Annotated in this window: 12 protein-coding genes; 5 read left to right on the top strand and 7 right to left on the bottom strand. The window is 69.0% G+C overall.

Annotation, left to right across the window (positions count from 1 at the left end):
* The first annotated feature begins 68 nt into the window (after positions 1 to 68).
* From acs to SALPAC3_RS0117365, 3 genes are all read left to right on the top strand, one after another.
* Positions 69 to 2,054 carry an acetate--CoA ligase gene (gene acs, locus SALPAC3_RS0117375; RefSeq protein WP_018222478.1) on the top strand — a complete coding sequence of 662 codons (1,986 nt, stop codon included), beginning with the start codon at positions 69 to 71 and terminating at the stop codon, positions 2,052 to 2,054.
* A gap of 238 nt (positions 2,055 to 2,292) precedes the next feature.
* Positions 2,293 to 4,701: an immune inhibitor A domain-containing protein gene (locus SALPAC3_RS0117370; RefSeq protein ID WP_018222477.1), complete on the top strand. Its 2,409-nt coding sequence runs from the start codon at positions 2,293 to 2,295 to the stop codon at positions 4,699 to 4,701.
* Positions 4,702 to 4,844: 143 nt separating this feature from the next.
* Complete coding sequence (locus SALPAC3_RS0117365; protein ID WP_018222476.1) at positions 4,845 to 5,777, top strand: alpha/beta fold hydrolase; 933 nt, start codon at positions 4,845 to 4,847, stop codon at positions 5,775 to 5,777.
* A gap of 10 nt (positions 5,778 to 5,787) precedes the next feature.
* Here SALPAC3_RS0117365 and SALPAC3_RS0117360 read toward each other — a convergent pair whose 3' ends face one another.
* A complete protein-coding gene (locus SALPAC3_RS0117360) occupies positions 5,788 to 6,153 on the bottom strand; it encodes a hypothetical protein (RefSeq protein WP_026185666.1) in 366 nt (121 codons plus the stop codon).
* Complete coding sequence (locus tag SALPAC3_RS0117355) at positions 6,150 to 8,591, bottom strand: SseB family protein (RefSeq protein ID WP_018222474.1); 2,442 nt, start codon at positions 8,589 to 8,591, stop codon at positions 6,150 to 6,152. The genes SALPAC3_RS0117360 and SALPAC3_RS0117355 overlap by 4 nt, the downstream gene beginning before the upstream one ends.
* A gap of 306 nt (positions 8,592 to 8,897) precedes the next feature.
* On the opposite strand from SALPAC3_RS0117355, the gene SALPAC3_RS0117350 reads away from it, so the two are divergent.
* Complete coding sequence (locus SALPAC3_RS0117350) at positions 8,898 to 9,284, top strand: phage holin family protein (protein ID WP_018222473.1); 387 nt, start codon at positions 8,898 to 8,900, stop codon at positions 9,282 to 9,284.
* Here SALPAC3_RS0117350 and SALPAC3_RS0117345 read toward each other — a convergent pair.
* Entirely contained in the window at positions 9,265 to 10,302 is a 1,038-nt protein-coding gene (locus tag SALPAC3_RS0117345) for an FAD-dependent monooxygenase (protein WP_026185665.1), read from the bottom strand. The genes SALPAC3_RS0117350 and SALPAC3_RS0117345 overlap by 20 nt on opposite strands.
* Positions 10,303 to 10,555: 253 nt before the next feature.
* On the opposite strand from SALPAC3_RS0117345, the gene SALPAC3_RS0117340 reads away from it, so the two are divergent.
* A complete protein-coding gene (locus SALPAC3_RS0117340; protein ID WP_018222471.1) occupies positions 10,556 to 12,670 on the top strand; it encodes a PhoX family protein in 2,115 nt (704 codons plus the stop codon).
* 99 nt (positions 12,671 to 12,769) lie between these two features.
* Here the strand turns inward: SALPAC3_RS0117340 and SALPAC3_RS0117335 are convergent, their stop codons facing one another.
* The 4 genes from SALPAC3_RS0117335 to SALPAC3_RS0117320 form a co-directional block, all read right to left on the bottom strand.
* A complete protein-coding gene (locus SALPAC3_RS0117335) occupies positions 12,770 to 13,552 on the bottom strand; it encodes an IclR family transcriptional regulator (RefSeq protein WP_018222470.1) in 783 nt (260 codons plus the stop codon).
* Positions 13,553 to 13,829: 277 nt separating this feature from the next.
* A complete protein-coding gene (locus tag SALPAC3_RS0117330; protein ID WP_018222469.1) occupies positions 13,830 to 14,915 on the bottom strand; it encodes a polyprenyl synthetase family protein in 1,086 nt (361 codons plus the stop codon).
* A 126-nt stretch (positions 14,916 to 15,041) separates the two neighbouring features.
* Positions 15,042 to 16,595: an NADH-quinone oxidoreductase subunit NuoN gene (gene nuoN / locus SALPAC3_RS0117325; RefSeq protein WP_018222468.1), complete on the bottom strand. Its 1,554-nt coding sequence runs from the start codon at positions 16,593 to 16,595 to the stop codon at positions 15,042 to 15,044.
* Positions 16,592 to 18,124 carry an NADH-quinone oxidoreductase subunit M gene (locus SALPAC3_RS0117320; RefSeq protein WP_018222467.1) on the bottom strand — a complete coding sequence of 511 codons (1,533 nt, stop codon included), beginning with the start codon at positions 18,122 to 18,124 and terminating at the stop codon, positions 16,592 to 16,594. Before SALPAC3_RS0117320 ends, nuoN begins: the two co-directional genes overlap by 4 nt.
* Between the last annotated feature and the right edge of the window lie 6 nt (positions 18,125 to 18,130).

Genomic DNA, 18,130 nt, shown 5'->3' with positions numbered 1-18,130 from the left:
CCTGCGCCCGGCCGGCGGGCTAACCTCTGCACCGAGACGCAGGTCACCCAAGCAACGAGGGAGCAGGCATGAGCGAGGCGTTGGCCAACCTGTTGCACGAGACGCGCCAGTTCCCGCCACCGGCCGAGCTCGCCGCGAGCGCCAACGTCACCAGCGCGGCGTACGCCGCGGCGGACGCCGACCGGCTGGCCTTCTGGGAACGGCAGGCCCAGCGACTGACCTGGACGAAGCCGTGGGAGCGGGTGCTCGACTGGTCGAACCCGCCCTTCGCGAGGTGGTTTGTCGGCGGTCAGCTCAACGTGGCGTACAACTGCCTGGACCGGCACGTCGAGGCCGGTCGGGGTGACCGGGTCGCGATCCACTGGGAGGGCGAGCCGGGTGACACCCGGACGATCACCTACGCGGAGCTCAAGAAGCTGACCTGTCAGGCCGCGAACGTGCTGACCGAGCTCGGGGTGACGGCCGGCGACCGGGTGGCGATCTACCTGCCGATGGTGCCAGAGGCCGTGGTGGCGATGCTGGCCTGTGCCCGGATCGGCGCCACCCACAGTGTGGTCTTCGGCGGCTTCTCCGCCGACGCGTTGACAAACCGGATCCAGGACGCCGCGGCGAAGGTGGTGGTCACCGCCGACGGCGGCTACCGGCGGGGCCGGCCCTCCGCGCTCAAACCGACCGTTGACGAGGCGGTGTCGAACTGCCCTTCGGTGGAGCACGTGCTGGTGGTCCGCCGCACCGGTGAGGAGTGTGCCTGGTCGACGAAGGACCGTTGGTGGCACGAGACGGTCGGGCGGGCGTCGGTCGAGCACCAGGCCACCGCCTTCGACGCCGAGCACCCGCTGTTCATCCTGTACACCAGCGGTACCACCGCCCGTCCGAAGGGGATCCTGCACACCAGCGGCGGCTACCTGACCCAGGCCTCGTACACGATGCACGGGGTCTTCGACCTCAAACCGGAGAGCGATGTCTACTGGTGCACCGCCGACGTCGGCTGGGTCACCGGCCATTCGTACATCGTGTATGGCCCGCTCTCCAACGGCGCCACCCAGGTCATGTACGAGGGCACGCCGGATACCCCGCACCGGGGCCGGTTCTGGGAGCTGGTCGACAAGTACCGGGTGACGATCCTTTACACCGCCCCGACTCTCATTCGCACGATGATGAAGTGGGGTGAGGAGATCCCCGCCGGGTTCGAGTTGTCCTCCCTGCGCCTCCTGGGCAGCGTTGGCGAGCCGATCAACCCGGAGGCCTGGATGTGGTACCGGCAGCACGTCGGCGGGGGACAGCTACCTATTGTGGATACCTGGTGGCAGACCGAAACCGGCGCCATCATGATCTCTCCGCTGCCCGGCGTGACCCACGCCAAGCCGGGGTCGGCGATGACTCCGCTACCGGGGATCAACGGCGACGTGGTGGACGACCAGGGTCAGCCGGTGCCCAACGGCGGCGGTGGCTACCTCGTGCTTCGGGACCCGTGGCCGTCGATGCTGCGGACCATCTGGGGCGACGACAACCGGTTCGTGGAGACGTACTGGTCGCGCTTCGGCGCCGGTGCGGGTGCCGGCGGCGACTGGGTCTACTTCGCCGGGGACGGCGCCAAGAAGGACGACGACGGCCACATCTGGCTGCTCGGCCGAGTGGACGACGTGATGCTGGTGTCCGGGCACAACATCTCCACCACCGAGGTGGAGTCGGCCCTGGTGTCACACCCGTCGGTGGCCGAGGCGGCGGTGGTCGGCGCGACGGATCCGACCACGGGGCAGGCGATCGTCGCTTTCGCCATCCCCCGAGCCAACGCCGAGACCGAGGGGGCGGCGGGGGCTCAACTCATCGCGGACCTGCGTACCCACGTCGCGCGCACGTTGGGGCCGATCGCGAAGCCGCGGCAGATCATGCTCGTGCCGGAGCTTCCGAAAACCCGCTCCGGCAAGATCATGCGGCGGTTACTGCGGGATGTGGCGGAAAACCGGTCCCTGGGCGACGTGACCACGCTGCAGGACTCCTCGGTGATGGAGCTCATCGCCACCGGCATGGGCACTGGTGGGGGCGAGGACTGAGCCGGACCGCACCGGCAGTGCCGGCCAGCCGCGCGGGGCTTGACTGGCCGGCAGGTGTATGACGCCGGAACGCGTTACAAACAACTTCTTGCAACAAAGTGGCCGGACGGTCTTCCCCTCATCAACAACGATGTCTATCTTCACCAGTGGTCCCATCCGTGGGATCGTCGCACCGGCCCATGCCCCCCGCTGGGCCGGTTTCCTTCACACCCGGAGGTACCGCGTGCGCAAAGTCGCAGTGGGTCTACTCGGGCTCTCGCTGACGGCAACGGGACTGGCGGTCGGACCATCCGCCAGCGCCGCGCCGAAGCTCCAGCAGCCGACATCGGCTCCCTCAGCCGCAGAGCCTGCCCACGTTGACCACGATCTGCCCAACCCGCTCGAGGAGAAGCGACGGGCGCTGCGCCAGGAGGGCCTGAGCAGCGTCCTCTCCGGCGAGGCGACATCGCAGCGAGTCAACGGCAGCACTGTCGTCAAGGTCGGTGAGACGAACGGCGGTTCACCGACCGCCCGTGGTCACCGCGGCAAGAAGGACCAGTACGTCGAACTCTCCCGGGAGAGCACGGACCGGATCTTCGTGATCCTGGCCGAGTTCGGCAACGAGCGGCACCCGGCCTATCCCGACCAGGACACCGCCCCCACCTGGCCGGGGCCGGCGCGGTTCGACGGCCCGCTGCACAACGAGATCCCGGAGCCCAATCGGGCGCTGGACAACTCCACGAGTTGGCAGGCGGACTACAGCGCCGACTACTTCCGGACGTTGTACTTCGGCGAGGGAGACGGCGACGAGTCGGTAAAGCAGTACTTCGAGGCCCAGTCCTCGGGCCGGTACAGCGTGGAGGGCACGGTCACCGACTGGGTCAAGGTCCAGTACAACGCGGCCCGCTACGGCCGTTCCCTGGACGACCCGACCGACGCCAACGGTGACGACCCGGCGGTCTGTGGCGGCAGTGTCTGCACCAACGTCTGGTCCCTGGTGCGGGACGCCGCGAACCAGTGGGTCGCCGACCAGAAGGCCGCTGGCCGTACCGACGCGGAGATCGCCGCAGAGCTCAGGGCGATGGACCGGTGGGACCGGTACGACCACGACTCCGACGGCGACTTCAACGAGCCGGACGGCTACATCGACCACTTCCAGATCGTCCACTCCGGTGGCGACATGGCCAACAGCGACCCGCACCAGGGCGAGGACGCGATCTGGAGTCACCGGTGGTACGCGTTCGCCTCCGACCAGGGCCGCACCGGCCCGCCGAACTTCCCGGCGGGTGGCACCCAGATCGGCGACAGCGGCATCTGGATCGGTGACTACACGATCCAGCCGGAGAACGGCGGACGCAGCGTCTTCTACCACGAGTACGCCCACGACCTCGGCCTGCCGGACGACTACAACGTGGTCAGTGGGGGCGACAACAACAACGAGCACTGGACGCTGATGGCCCAGAGCCGGCTCGGCGCCAAGGGCGACGGTGGCATCGGTGAGCGCGGTGGCGATCTGGGCGCCTGGAACAAGCTCCAGCTCGGCTGGCTCGACTACGAGGTGGTCGTCGCGGGGCAGAAGCGCACCATGACGCTCGGGCCACAGGAGTACAACTCCAAGAAGCCGCAGGCCGCCGTGGTCGTGCTCCCGGAGCGCGAGTACGAGTTCGACAACGGTGCGCCGTTCGCCGGCACGAAGCAGTTCTTCTCCGGTAACGAGGACGGCCTCAACAACACGATGACCCGGGCGCTTGACCTCACCGGGAAGTCGTCTGCCGCGTTGACGATGAAGGGCCGCTACAGCATCGAGGCCGACTACGACTACCTCTTCTTCGAGGTGTCCGAGGATGGTGGGGACACCTGGACGCCGCTGCCCGGTACCGCCGACGGCACGCCGTTCAAGGAGATCTCCCCCGGTCGGTTCGCCCTCGACGGTAGTAGCAACGACGAGTGGGTCGACGTCAACCTTCCGATGGATGCCCAGGCTGGGAAGTCAGTCCAGTTCCGGCTGCGCTACCAGACCGACGGTGGGGTTTCCGAGGGCGGCTTCTTCGGCGACGAGATCACGGTCACCGCCGACGGCGAGACGATCCTCAACGACGGTGGGGAGGCCGGTGCCGGCGACTGGAACCTCGCCGGCTGGAGCATCGCCGGGGAGAAGTACACCCAGCTCTTCGACAACTACTACATCGCCGGCCACCGGTCGTACGTCTCGTACGACAAGTACCTGAAGACCGGGCCGTACTACTTCGGGTACGAGAACACCCGTCCGGACTGGGTGGACCACTACGCGTACCAGGAGGGTCTGCTGATTTCCTACTGGAACACCCGCTGGGCGGACAACGACACGTTCGCGCACCCGGGTGAGGGGCGCAACCTCTACATCGACTCGCGCCCGCGGCCGATCTACAACCTGACCGGCGAACCATGGCGGGCCCGGGTCCAGGTGTACGACGCGCCGTTCAGCCTCCGGAAGGCGGACTCGTTCACGCTGCACATCGACAGCCAGCCGCAGTACATCCGGGGCCAGGCCGCGCAGCCGCTCTTCGACGACACCAAGCAGTACTGGTACGAGGAGCTGCCCAACCACGGGGTGAAGCTCCCCGCAACCGGCACGAAGATCGAGGTACTGAAGCAGAAGGGCACCTCAATCAAGGTTCGGTTCAGGTAACGAGCACCACCCGAGGGCGATGCCCGGGCCGGCGACCGGCTCGGGCATCGCCCTTCCTGGCACCGGTACCGACACGGGCTCGGTTCCAGGCTCGTCCGCCACGCGTCCGGACCGGTTGTGACCCGGGCCTTAGGCTGTGGCACATGACCGAGCAGCGCGACGGGGCCCTTGACGAGTCCTGCGTCCTCGCCGAGGGGCCGTGGACGCACCGGTTCGTCGGCGCCAACGGCAGCCGGTTCCACGTGGTCGAGGCCGGGACCGGCCCGATGGTGCTCTTCCTGCACAGCTTTCCGGAGCACTGGTGGGCGTGGCACAACCTGCTACCGGCGGTCGCCGACGCCGGGTTCCGGGCAGTCGCGGTCGACCTACGCGGCTACGGCGCGAGTGACAAGCCACCCCGGGGGTACGACGGATACACCCTGGCCGGCGATGTCGCCGGCCTGATCCGGGCGCTGGGCGAGCGCTCCGCCACCGTGGTGGGCTCCGGTGCCGGCGGGCTACTGGGCTGGACAGCGGCGTCGTTCCACCCGACGCTGGTCCGCCGACTGGTGGTGCTCGGCGCCCCGCACCCACTCCGGCTACGGGCCGCGATCTTCGCTGATCCGCGCGGCCAGTTCGCCGCCTCCACTCCGACGCTGCTGTTCCAGCTGCCGCGCTACGAGCACGTGCTGACCCGCGACGACGGGGCGGCGGTAGCGGAGATCCTGCGCCGCTGGGGCGGGCCACGCTGGGTGCACAGCCCCGAGTTCGAACCGTACGCGGCTCGGTGCCAGACGGCGATGCAGATCCCGCAGGCGGCGTTCTGCGCCCTGGAGGGCTACCGGTGGGCCTTCCGGTCAGCGCTACGGCTGCACGGCTACCGCTTCGTTCGGCTCATGCAGAAGCCCCTCGTCACGCCGACCCTGCAGCTACACGGCGCCCTCGACCGGGCGATCCTGCCGCGTACCGCCCAGGGCTCCGGCCGGTACGTGGTGGCCCCATACGAGTGGCGCCTGCTCGACCAGGTCGGGCACTTCCCCCACCTGGAGGCCCCGGAGATCGTGCTCGGCGAGATCCTACGCTGGGCGAAGTCCTAGCTGACCTTCGCTAGACGCGGAGCTCCCGCAGGTCGCGGACCTCGGCGGCCGGTGCCCAGCCCTGGTAGACGCCGTAGTCGAACGCCTCAAGACCCATCGCCTCGGCGACCGGCCAGCGCCCACCCGTGTACTCGACCCGCAGCCAACCGTCGTGCTCGCCCAACACGATGAACGGCTGCCCCTGCCAGGTACAGGTGGTACGGATGTACGTCAGCTCGTCAACCTCGGCGGCCGGCACGATGCGGAGGTGGCGGCCGGGGCGCACCTGGGTGAAGCCCGCACCCGGTTCGTGCTGATAGAGCCGGATGTCGTCACCGTCCGGGCTGGCCTGATATTCACGGTCCTGCCAGCGAGCCACGTACCCGTCTCGTCTCACCCGTCACCCGCCTGTCGCCACCGCAGTGCGTCCACATCCAACGTGGCGACGAGCCGCTCGGCGCCGTCCGCGCCGATCCGCCACAGCTGCGTGCCGTGCGGCAGCCGGGCACTGTCGACCTTGAACTCCGCCACGACATCGCTACTCTCGCTCGGGGCGAAGCCGTTGCCACGAAACGGCGGCCGCTCGATCACCCAGCCCTCCATGGCTCGCATCGCGGCTTCGCTCTGCCCGCCGTACGGGATGCGGTAGAGGTTCGGCCGGAACGCCGGCCACCGCAGTACGTAGATCTTCTCGGCGCTCCGCTCGAAGGGAGAACCGGGGTAGCCCAGGCCGAGCGCGTCATAGAGCTGAGCCGGGGTGGTCAGGTGTGCCAGCTCGGCCGCCCGGTGCACGAAACCGGAGACGCGGTCGTACCCCCGGTCCAGATAGTAGGCGAGTTGGCTGGCAGCCACCGCCTTCTGCATCAGGACGGGACTCGTGGCATCGGGGCTCGGCGGCCGGTAACGCGGCCGCTCGACAGTTGCGGGTGAGTCGACCGGCGCCGACGCAGCCGACACCGCTGGCTCCGGCTCCAACCCTGGCTCTGACTCTGGCCGATCCGCCCCCAGGCCCACCTCCACCGCCCAGTTGGCGAGCCCGACGATCTGCTCACCGGGCATCGTCGTGCCGATCGGAGTTCCCGGGTTGACGGCAAACGACCACGACCGGTCCGGCCACCGCTGGATGAGCTGCACGAAGCGGACTCGGATGGTCTCGACGGTCTCGGCGGTGTGGTCGGCGAGCCGCTCCGGGGAGGTGTAGACGACCACGGACACCTCCCCATCCTGCTCCTCGGTCCGCCAGACGAACCCCGTGCCGCCGGGCCGGCTGTCCGGCGCCGAGTCGGCTGCCACCGGAAGCAGCACCTGGGCAAGCAGCAGCGTCGACAGGAACGTGTCGGTGTTGCCGCTGATGGCCGCCGTGACGAGGTCCGCCTCGACCTCATTGGCCGGTTCGAATTCCGGGGGCACAGCTGCCAGGGGCGAGGATGTGGGCGTGGGCGTGGAAAGGTCATCCGCTCCCGCCACGCCGATCCGGAGCGTGGCCTCGGCCCAAACGTCGGTGTCGGACAGCGTCGGCTCGCCGGCGGCCGGGACCGCTGATTCTCCGCTGACGGGAGCCACGCCCGTCATCATCGATACGGTCGCCGAGACGTCGGCCGTACCGGTGGCGCTCCCATTCCGGGCATCGACGACTGTCCCCTCGATCACGGTCGGCGGGGGTGTTCGCCGGGGTAGCGGACCGGACACCGGCTCAGCGATCGGGCTCGGCTCCGACTCCGCCGAGGTGGGGCGCGGTTGGAGGGCTCTCTCCTCCTCGGCGTTGCGACGGGCGTACCGCCGAAGTGTCGCCGGGTCGGGCACCGGGAAACGGACGGTCCGGGCCTCCTCGGCCGACGTCTGCTGCGGAACCGGCCCGGGTGCTGTCTCGCCGGACGGGGCGGCGGCGTCCTGGTCAACCTGGGTCGTGGCGCGGGCCGAGAACATCGGCGACGCGCCTGGCGGCGGTTCACTGGCCGGCCGGCGGCGCGGGAACTGTTGCGCGCCCCGAGCAAGGCGTGACGGTCGGACGCTCTGCTCATCCCGGTCGCTGCGGCTCGCGGCCGGTTCGAAGAAGGACCGGCGGCTGGGCGGCGGTCCGGGGCGACCGCGGGGTTGCTCCATCGGGGACGCGGATCCACTCCCGGGATGGTGGCCGAGGCCGGGCCCGGGTGGGCGAGCCCCGGGGGCCGTCGGCTCCCCGCCGGCGAGGCGACCAGCGTCCATCATCGGCCGCCGGAGGGTAGCCGCACGCAGGTCGGCTGGGGTACGCAGCGGCGCACCCGAGGACGACGCAGGTGGGGACGGACGCAGGGGGGCGACGCCCTCGGGCGCCTGGCCAGCGCGCGGAGCACGGTCCGGCCCGTTCGCCCCGGCGGCCGGCGCCCCGTCCCGGCGCCCGAAGGGACGGGGTCGGGAGGATGCCTCGTCGCGCTCCAGCCGGGCCCGCGTCCCCATCGTGCGACCGGGCAGGCGGACGTCACCACGGGAGAGCTGGGCGACATACCAGGCCGGCAGGTAGCCCTCGATGGGCAAGCCCGGGTTGACCGCCAGCCACCACTCGTGGTTGGGCCAATGTTCGGCAAGCTCAGCGTAGGGGGCTCGGCGGTTCGCGCCCGCGTGCTCACCGAGGCAGGCGCGTAGCGCGGCATCCGAGGTAAACGCCAGCACGTGGGTTCGACCACCGGTGGTCCACGTGCCCCAGTTCATCGGTGCCTGACCGGCCAGCGCCTGCGCGGAGACGGGTAGCAACAGCTCCGTGCGGGCCAGCACGCGGAAGTATCGTTGCTGGTCCTTGGCAAGCAACGCGTCACGAAGCGTCACCTCCGCCTCGGTGGCCGGCTCCCATTTGGTCAAGGCCAGCTCCTCCCGGCGTTACACACCCGTATCGGGTACAACCTACAAGGTGCCACAAGATCATGACGGCGTGACCGTACCGAATCGCGGCGGGCGATAACCCCTCGCTCCAGGGCAGATACGATACGGAGTCAATCGACGCAATGGAACCTGTCGCACCCCGCTCGCCGCTTCTTCGGCGCCCTACTCGCGACGCTCGCGCGGGAGGCGAGGGAGCCCCAGACCGGCCGGCTCCAGGCCGGGTCTCCACGGCGAACAGGACCCGAGCCTTCCCTGAAAGAACGGTCCGTGGCAGCATTCTCCGCCATGGGTTTCCTGAAAGGGCTCTTGATCCGGTTGGGCACCACCGCGGTTGCCTTCTGGCTGGCCACACTCCTGATCCCGGGCATCACACTAGATGCGGAATCGGCCACTGAGACGGTCACCACGTTGATCCTCGTCGCCGCGATCTTCGGCGTCGTCAACGCGGTGCTCCAGCCGATCATCAGAACCGTGGGCTGCGGCTTCTACCTCCTCACCCTCGGTCTGATCGCACTGGTCGTCAACGGCCTGCTGTTCCTGCTGACCAGCTGGATCGCCGGCGAGGCCGGCCTACCCTTCCAGGTAGACGGATTCTGGCCGGCCGCCGTCCTCGGCGCGCTCTTCGTCGGGGTGGTCACCTGGCTACTCGGAGCTATCTTCGACCGCGACTAGCCAGCTGGGCACTCGCGGCGACCGTCTCCTCGGTCGGTTCCCGGCGTAGCGACTCGTAGGCGTCGAAGGCGTTCCGCAGGTCACCATGCGCTGCCAGGCAGCGCGCCAGCGTGACGGCGTCCTCCAGCGCCATCGAGGCGCCCTGGGCGGCGGCTGGTGATGCCGCATGCGCGGCATCACCAGCCAACACCATCGATCCGTTGTGCCACTTCGGTGTGGTGGGGATGTCGTATGACGCACTACCCACGATGTCCTCACCGGTCGCCGCGACGATCTCCGCTGCCGGTCCGGAGTCGTCCCGAAACGCGTCCAGTACGCGGTGCCGCCAGTCCTCAGGCCGGATCCGTGGTGGCGACTCGGTGGCGGGGAGCCGGGCAAACCACCAGGTACATCTGTCCGCCGGTGTCGTGTACCCGAAGAAGGCCCGGCTGCCAAACACCATGTGGTAGGTGTCGGGCACGGTGTGGACCCGATCTCCCGCTGCGTACCCGTAGACCACGTGCTGGCCGGTGTGGCGTGGACCCGGCGCATCGGGGTCGATGAGGCGACGGACCACTGAATGGAGCCCGTCCGCACCAACGAGGAGGTCGCCCCGGACCACACTCCCGTCGGCGAGGGAAGCCCGGACGCCGCCAGCTTCGACCGTGGCACTGACGAGCCGGCGACCACGGTCGATGCGAACTCCACGGCGAACCGCCTCCGCCTGCAGCACCCGGTAGAGCGTCGCTCGGGTGAGCGTTCGTCCGGGTGGATCAATTGACCGTTGTTCCAGCAGGCCCCCGCCGGCGTCGAAGAGCGACACACCTCTCGCCGGATAGGACCCGTCGGTCACCGCCCGGCCGGCTTCAATCTCCTGAAGTGCAGCCATACCGTTGTGCATGACGGTGAGGAAGGCGCCAGCGTCCGCACCCCCGCTCGGATACGCCTCGTAGATGACGGAGCTGATACCGACGGTCCGCAGTGCGATGGCGGTGGCGGTGCCCGCGATGCCACCCCCGATGATGAGAGCAGTTGTCACCCGGAACACGCTACGAGTATCGGCGGTGCCGGACAATCGAATCAGTGGGTACTGCGCCGCGCGCACCGAAATGCACGGTGTCGCCGGTATCCTGGGACTCCCGAGGACGAGGACCAGCCGTCCAACCGCGGGAGTTCAGCTTCGGTTCACACAGCTGCACACTGGCGGTAATTGTCTCCTCCTAGCCTCCGGCGGGTACGCATGCCATCCGCTGACCTCGGCGTGCGCCATCGAAACCAGGAGGCCCCTCCACATGAGCGACCGCCCTCGGCTGCTCCCGCTGCTCGGCTCCATCCGCCACGGCAGTCGTGATGCCATGACCTGTCTCTACCGGTGTGGTAACGCCTGTGACCACCCGGTCCCCAACACCTCGGACAACACCTACTTCGGCGACCTGGTGGACGCCGAGGTCTCCCGCCGCGGCGTGGTCCGCGCCGGTACTGTCGGTGCGCTGGTCCTGGGCTTCGGCGGCGCCGGGGCGCTCGCTGGCAGCGGTGCCGCCTCCGCCGCCACCTCCGCTCCGGTGACGCCGGAGGCGACCGAGTTCGCCGCCCCGGCCGGTGGCGTCGGCAACGGAAAGCTGACCTTCAAGCCGGTCCCACCGAACACCCTGGACAGCTTCATCGTCCCGAACGGCTACGACCACTCGGTGGTCATCCGCTGGGGCGACGAGGTGGTGCCGGGCGCACCCCCGTTCAACCTGCACAAGCAGACGGCCAGGGCACAGGCCCAGCAGTTCGGCTACAACAACGACTTCGTCGGCGTGCTGCCGCTGGGCCGGAAGAACGCGCTGCTCGTGGTCAACCACGAGTACACCGACGAGAACCTGATGTTCCCCGGCTTCACCGACGTGGACTCGCTCAGCGTCGAGCAGCTGAAGGTCGCGATGGCCGCGCACGGCATGTCCGTGGTGGAGCTGGAGCGAGTCCAGAGCACCGGCGAGTGGCGCCCGGTCAGGTCCGGCAAGCGGCCGTACAACCGCCGGGTGACCGCCTCGAAGACGAAGTTCGAGTTGACCGGCCCGGCCGCCGGCTCGGAGTGGCTCAAGACCGCGGCTGACCCGAAGGGGCGCACGGCCATCGGCACGTTGAACAACTGCGCCGGCGGGGTAACCCCCTGGGGTACGGTGCTCTCCGGCGAGGAGAACTTCAACCAGTACTTCATCGGCGGCGACGGCGCCCCGGAGGAGCTGAAGCCGAAGCTGGCCCGTTACGGCGTCAACATCACCGACCGCTACCCGAGCGGGAACCGGAAGTGGGACCGCGCCGACGAGCGCTTCGACCTGACCCAGCACCCGCACGAGGCGCACCGGTTCGGCTGGGTTGTCGAGATCGACCCGTACGACCCGGAGAGCCGGCCGCGCAAACACACCGCGCTGGGCCGGTTCAAGCACGAGGGCGCGAACGTCATCGTGGCGAAGAGCGGACACGTGGTCGCGTACATGGGCGACGACGAGCGATTCGACTACCTCTACAAGTTCGTGTCGGAGAAGAAGTTCAAGAAGGGCAGCTCCTGGCGTGACCGGGAGCACAACCTGACCCTGCTGGAGTCGGGCGCCCTCTACGTCGCCAAGCTGGACTACACCAGCGCCGACGAGATCGACGGCTCCGGTGAGCTACCCAGCGACGGTGCGTTCAACGGCGGCGGTCGGTGGATCAAGCTGGTCAGTGGCGACCGCTCGTACGTCGAGGGCATGACCGCCGCCGAGGTGCTCACCTTCACCCGGCTCGCCGCGGACCAGGTCGGCGCGACCAAGATGGACCGGCCCGAGGATGTCGAGGCGAGCCTGCACACCGGCAAGGTATATGTGGCGCTCACCAACAACTCCCGGCGTGGGGTTGACAGCAACCCGAAGGCGGACGAGGCGAACCCGCGTAACGCCAACCGCCACGGCCACGTGCTGGAGCTGGTCGAGAAGCGCGGGAACAACTCCGCTGACACGTTCACCTGGTCGCTGCCGATCGTCGCCGGCGACCCGGCGGACTCCTCGACCTACTTCGCCGGGTACGACAAGACGAAGGTCTCGCCGATCTCCTGCCCGGACAACCTCGCCTTCGATGCCACCGGCAACCTCTGGATCTCCACCGACGGCAACGCGCTGGGCAGCAATGACGGCCTCTTCGCCACGCCGATCGAAGGCCCGGAGCGCGGCCACCTGAAGCAGTTCCTCACCGTACCCATCGGCGCGGAGACCTGCGGCCCGTTCATCACCGGCGACAACCGCTCGGTCTTCGTGGCCGTGCAGCACCCGGGGGAGATCTCCGGCGCCTCGATCGAGAACCCTGCCTCCACCTGGCCGGACGGCGACTACGCCAAGCCGGGCGTGGTGGTCACCTGGCGCCTGGACGGCGGCCCGATCGGTAGCTGACCGCCCAGCTCCCCTCGGCCCCTCCGGGCCCGAACGGGCCCTCCCCAGCGTGGGTGAGGGCCCGTTCCCCGTTGCACCGGGCCCGCACCTCGCATCCGGTCAGGTGTCGTCGACGAGGCAGTCGGCGATGCTCCGGGCGGTGGCGAGCAGCTTCGCCCGAACGACCCGGGCGGAGGCCATCATCTCGCCGGCCGGCAGGGCACAGGCGAGCGCCATCCGGCGCTCCACATCCTTGTCAGCGCTCACCATCACCGCCGCGCAGGCCACCCCCGGCCGGTACTGCCCCAGCTCCAGCTGCATCCCCCGCCGCTCGCCAGCCGCGAGGTCGGCCTCGAACGCCTCAGCGGTGGTCAGCGTCCCGGTGGTGAACGGGCGCATGCCGTTCTCCCGCAGGTAGCGCAGCCGCTGTTCGGTGGTGAGGGTCGCGAGCAGTGCCTTACCGAGTGCGGTGGCGTGCGCCCCCTCGTCGAAGCCGGGAACCAGGTCCTCCAGGTAGGGGGAGCGTGGGCCTTCGGTGGCGGCCGTGATGGCGACCTGGCCCCCGACGAACCGGCCCAGAAAGTGGCTGTAGCCGGTGTCGAGGACGGCCCGGCGCAGATACTCCCCGACCGTCGGCGGTCCGCGGAAGGCGCTGACCAGCTCACGGTAGCGATCGGCTATCTCCAGGCCCACGATGTACGTGCCGTCCTCGCGCCGGATCACGTAGCCCTCGTACGCCAGCGTGCGGACGAGGTGGTACGTGGTCGCCACGGTCAGCTCGCACCGTCGCGCGATCTGTTTGACAGTCAGCCCTTTCGGGGCACGACCGACTGACTCGAGCACTCGTAGCGCGCGGGACACGCTTCGGATGAGGTCCGAAGGCTCCGCCAGGGGGTCACGCACAACCACCTCCGCAGCCGGGGACTTACACCATATGAAATTTGGGACCGGTAGGAAACGCCTGTTCGGGTAGAGAGCACCAAATCATCATCCACTGCCAGTGATGACTTGATCACGTTATGGTGACGCGGAGGTACCCCGGATACCGCTCAACCGTGGTGATGTCCGCTGCCGGAGACACCACCGCCGGTTCGGTAGCTATGTCAGCCGGTCCGGGAGATGCGACAGCCAGACCGAGGGATCCGTCAGCCAGCCCGCGATCTGTTCACCGAGAGATGCGTCAGCTGGTCCGGTCCGCGATCTGGTCGCAGAGGGATTCGAGCGCCTGCCGGGCCGGGCCCGGCGGCAGCGGCGCGAGCTGCGCGCGCGCCTTCTCGGCACGGCTCCGCACCGTCTCCCGGGCCCGCTTCAACGCGGGGCTCTCCCGGAGCAGCCCGAGCGCCTCGGCGTGTAGCTCATCATCGGTCAGCGGACCGACCGCCAGGATTTCCCGGAGCCGCACCGACGCGGCGTCAGCATCGTCCAAAGCAAGGGCATACAGCACCGGCAGGGTGGGGACACCCTCGCGGAGATCGGTCCCGGGCGTCTTGCCGGAGCGCTCCGCCTCGCTGGAGATGTCCAACAGGTCGTCCGAGAGCTGGAAGGCGACCCCGATGGTCTCACCGTAGCCAGCCAGCGCCTCGGTGTGCGTCGGGCTGGCCCCGCTGAACATCCCACCGAACCGGGCCGCGGTAGCGATCAACGAGCCGGTCTTCTCGGCGATCACGTGCAGGTGGTGCGCCACCGGGTCCACCCCGGGACGCGGCCCCACGGTCTCCGCGATCTGGCCGTGCACCAACCGGGCGAAGGTCCGCGCCTGCAGCCGGACAGCCTCGGTGCCCAGATCGGCGGAGATATCCGCCGCGCGGGCGAAGAGATAGTCACCGACCAGAATGGCCACCGAGTTCGTCCACCGCGAATTGGCGCTCGGGGCCCCCCGACGTACCGGCGCCTCGTCCATGACATCGTCGTGGTAGAGCGTCGCCAGGTGGGTGAGCTCCACCACCACGGCGGCCGGCACCACCTGTGCCCGAGTCGGATCCCCGAACTGGGCGCCGAGCGCCACCAGCAACGGGCGGAACCGCTTGCCACCGGCGTCGAGGAGGTGCCGGGCGGCCTCAGTGACGAACGGGTCGGCGCTGACGACGTCGGCCCGCAGCGCGGCCTCGACCCCCGCCAGCACCTGAAGCGCCGACTCCGGGAGCCCCGCGTCAGCCGGATGCAGCCCGACGGCACCCAACTGACCCACGCCGCCCCGGCCGGAATGACTGCCCACGCCGGTGGCACCCGAAAGCTTGTCAGCCGGATTCACCACGCCTCCCACCATGCCACACCAGTACCGTCGACCCCGGGGCGGGGATAGCCCAAAGGGCGCCCACAAATGTGTCCATGACCTCCGAGAACAGCCCCGGGGCCGGCACGGGGGTCACGTGCCGGCCCCGGATTGTCGGTGTCACCGCACGAACTCTGCGGCTCCTGCGGCGAGATCGAGCAGCGGCTTCGGAAAGACGCCGAGCACCAGGGTGGCGACCACACCGATGGTCAGCGCGGCCGAGGTCAGCCAGCCCGGCATGACGACGGCGGGAGTGGACTCACCGGGCTCGGAGAGCCACATCAGCACGACCACCCGCAGGTACGGGAAGGCGAGCACCATGCTGGTGAGCACACCGGCGATCACCAACCAGCCCTGACCGCCGTCGAACGCGGCGCTGAAGACCGCGAACTTGCTCGTGAAGCCGCTGGTCAGTGGGATACCGGCGAAGGCGAGCAGGATGAAGGTGAACAGCCCGGCGTAGAAGGGCGACCGCTGACCCAGACCCGCCCAGCGGGACAGGTGGGTGGCCTCACCATCGGCGTCCCGGACCAGGGTGACCACGGCGAACGCCGCCAACACCGAGAAGCCGTAGGCGACCAGGTAGAACATCGTCCCGGAGACCCCGTCGCTGGTCGGCGCGAGCACCCCGACCAGCAGGTACCCGGCATTGGCGATCGAGGAGTACGCGAGCAGCCGCTTGATGTCGGTCTGGGTGACCGCCAGCACCGCCCCGACGAGCATGGTCAGCACCGCCACCACGCCGAGGACCGGGGTGAAGTCCCAGCGGGCTCCCTCGAAAGCGACGTGAAAGACCCGCAGCAGGGCGCCGAACGCGGCGACCTTCGTGCAGGCGGCCATGAAGCCGGTAATCGGGGTGGGCGCCCCCTGGTAGACATCCGGCGTCCAGACGTGGAACGGCGCGGCGCCGGCCTTGAACAGCAGGCCGATCGCGATCAGCGCCATACCGCCGAAGAGCAGTACCGAGCTGGACGAACTCTCCCCGACCGCGGCATGGATGGTGGCGAAGTCGACCCCCGCCGCCCGACCCGGGGTGCCGGCGGTGAAGCCGTACACCAACGCGACGCCGAAGAGGAAGAAGGCCGAGGCGTACGCGCCGAGCAGGAAGTACTTCATCGCCGCCTCCTGGCTCAGCAGCCGCCGGCGGCGAGCCAGGGCGCAGAGCAGGTAGAGCGGCAGGGAGAAGACCTCGAGCGCGATGAACATGGTCAGCAGGTCATTCGCCGCCACGAAGATCAGCATGCCGCCGACCGCGAAGCTGGTCAGCGGGTACACCTCGGTCGCGCCCGGCGCCCCTTCGGCCTGCCGACGGTCGTCCGCCGACTCGGCGGTCACCGCCGCCTGCGCCACGAACGCACCGCCGCGCTCGACCGTACGTTCACCAATGAGCAGCAACGCCATCGCGGCCAACACCAGGATCGCGCCCTGCAGGAAGAGCGCCGGCCCGTCGATGGCGATCGCCCCACCGATGGTGATCAGACGATCATTGGCGTTCAGCACCACCATGGTCAGCGCACCCAGCACCGCCAGCAGCGCTACCGCGAGTTGCACCACGTGCCGCAGCCGGCGCGGCACGAACGCCTCGACCAGGACACCGACCAGAGCGGCGCCCAACAAGATGAGCGTCGGCGCGAGCGCCGCGTAGTCGATCGACGGAAGCTTCAGCTCGCTCACCGGCTCGCCTCCTGTGGAGTTCCGGCCGACGGGGCCGGGTCAGTCTTGCCGATATCCTGCATGGTCGCCTGGACCGCAGGGTTGATGACATCCGTGACCGGCTTCGGGTAGAAGCCGAGCAGCACGATCAGCGCGACCAGCGGGGCCACCACGACCTTCTCGCGCAGGTTCAGGTCACGCTTCATCCCCTCGACCTCGGTCAGCGCCGGGTTGAGCGTGCCCTGGGTGGTGCGCTGCACCATCCACAGCACGTACGCGGCGGCCAGGATGATCCCGAGCGTGGCGATCACCGCCACCGGCTTGTTCACCGAGAAGGTGCCGATCAGCACCAGGAACTCGGAGATGAACGGTGCGGTGCCGGGCAGCGCCAGCGAGGCGAGACCAGCGAAGAAGAGCACCCCGGCCAGCAGCGGAACCAGCTTGCCGGCGCCGCCGAAGTCGCTGATCAGCGCGGAGCCCCGGCGGGCGACCAGCATCCCGACCACCAGGAAGAGCAGACCGGTGGCGAGCCCGTGATTGACCATGTAGAGCACCGCGCCGGTGGCCGCCTGGCTGGTGAACGCGAAGATGCCGACCCCGATGAAGCCGAAGTGCGCGATCGAGGTGTACGACACCAGCCGCTTCAGGTCGTTCTGACCGATCGCGAGGAGCGCCGCGTAGATGATGCCGATCACGCCCAGCGCCAGCGCCCACGGCGCGAACCACTTGGCCGCATCCGGGAACAGCGGCAGGCAGTAGCGCAGCAGACCGAACGTCCCGACCTTGTCGAGTACCCCGACCAGCAGCGCGGCAGCACCCGCAGGGGCAGCGCCACCGGCGTCCGGCAGCCAGGTGTGGAACGGAAAGAACGGGGCCTTGATGGCGAAGGCGATGAAGAAACCGAGGAAGAGCCAACGCTCGGCACCGGTGGAGATGTCCACCTGCGACAGCGCCACCCAGTCGAAGGTCTTTCCGCCGACCACCCAGAGGCCGATCACCGCGGCGAGCATGAACAAGCCGCCGACCAGCGAGTAGAGGAAGAACTTCACGGCCGCGTACTGCCGCTGGTGTCCGCCGTAACTGCCGATGAGGAAGTACATCGGCACGAGCATGACCTCGAAGAACACGTAGAAGAGGAAGACGTCGGCGGCGGCGAAGACGCCGATCATCGTGCACTCGAGCACCAGCAACAGGGCGAAGTAGACCGGCACCGACCGCTTGGACGACTCGGCGTCGTGCCAGGACGCCAGAATCACCAGCGGCACCAGCAGCGCGATCAGCATCAGCATGACCAGCGCGATGCCGTCGGCGGCGAAGGTGAAGTTGACGCCCCAGTTCGGAATCCACGGATAGGACTCGCGGAACTGGAACCGGTCGCCGCCGGTCTGCCAGGTCACCCACATGACCACCGAGAGCGCCAGCACCAACAGCGACCAGCCGAGCGCCACCTGTTTGGCCAACTCCGGCCGGCGGCGGGGCAGGACGGCGACCACCAGGGCACCGACCAGCGGCGCCACGGTGAGCACCGAAAGAAACGGGAAGTCGGACATTACGCG

Origin of the sequence: Salinispora pacifica DSM 45544 (assembly GCF_000378845.1) — a bacterium.
GTDB classification, from domain to species: Bacteria; Actinomycetota; Actinomycetes; order Mycobacteriales; family Micromonosporaceae; genus Micromonospora; species Micromonospora pacifica.
The sequence above is the reverse complement of the archived record's forward strand: the minus strand, read 5'-3'. Positions and strand labels throughout refer to the sequence as shown.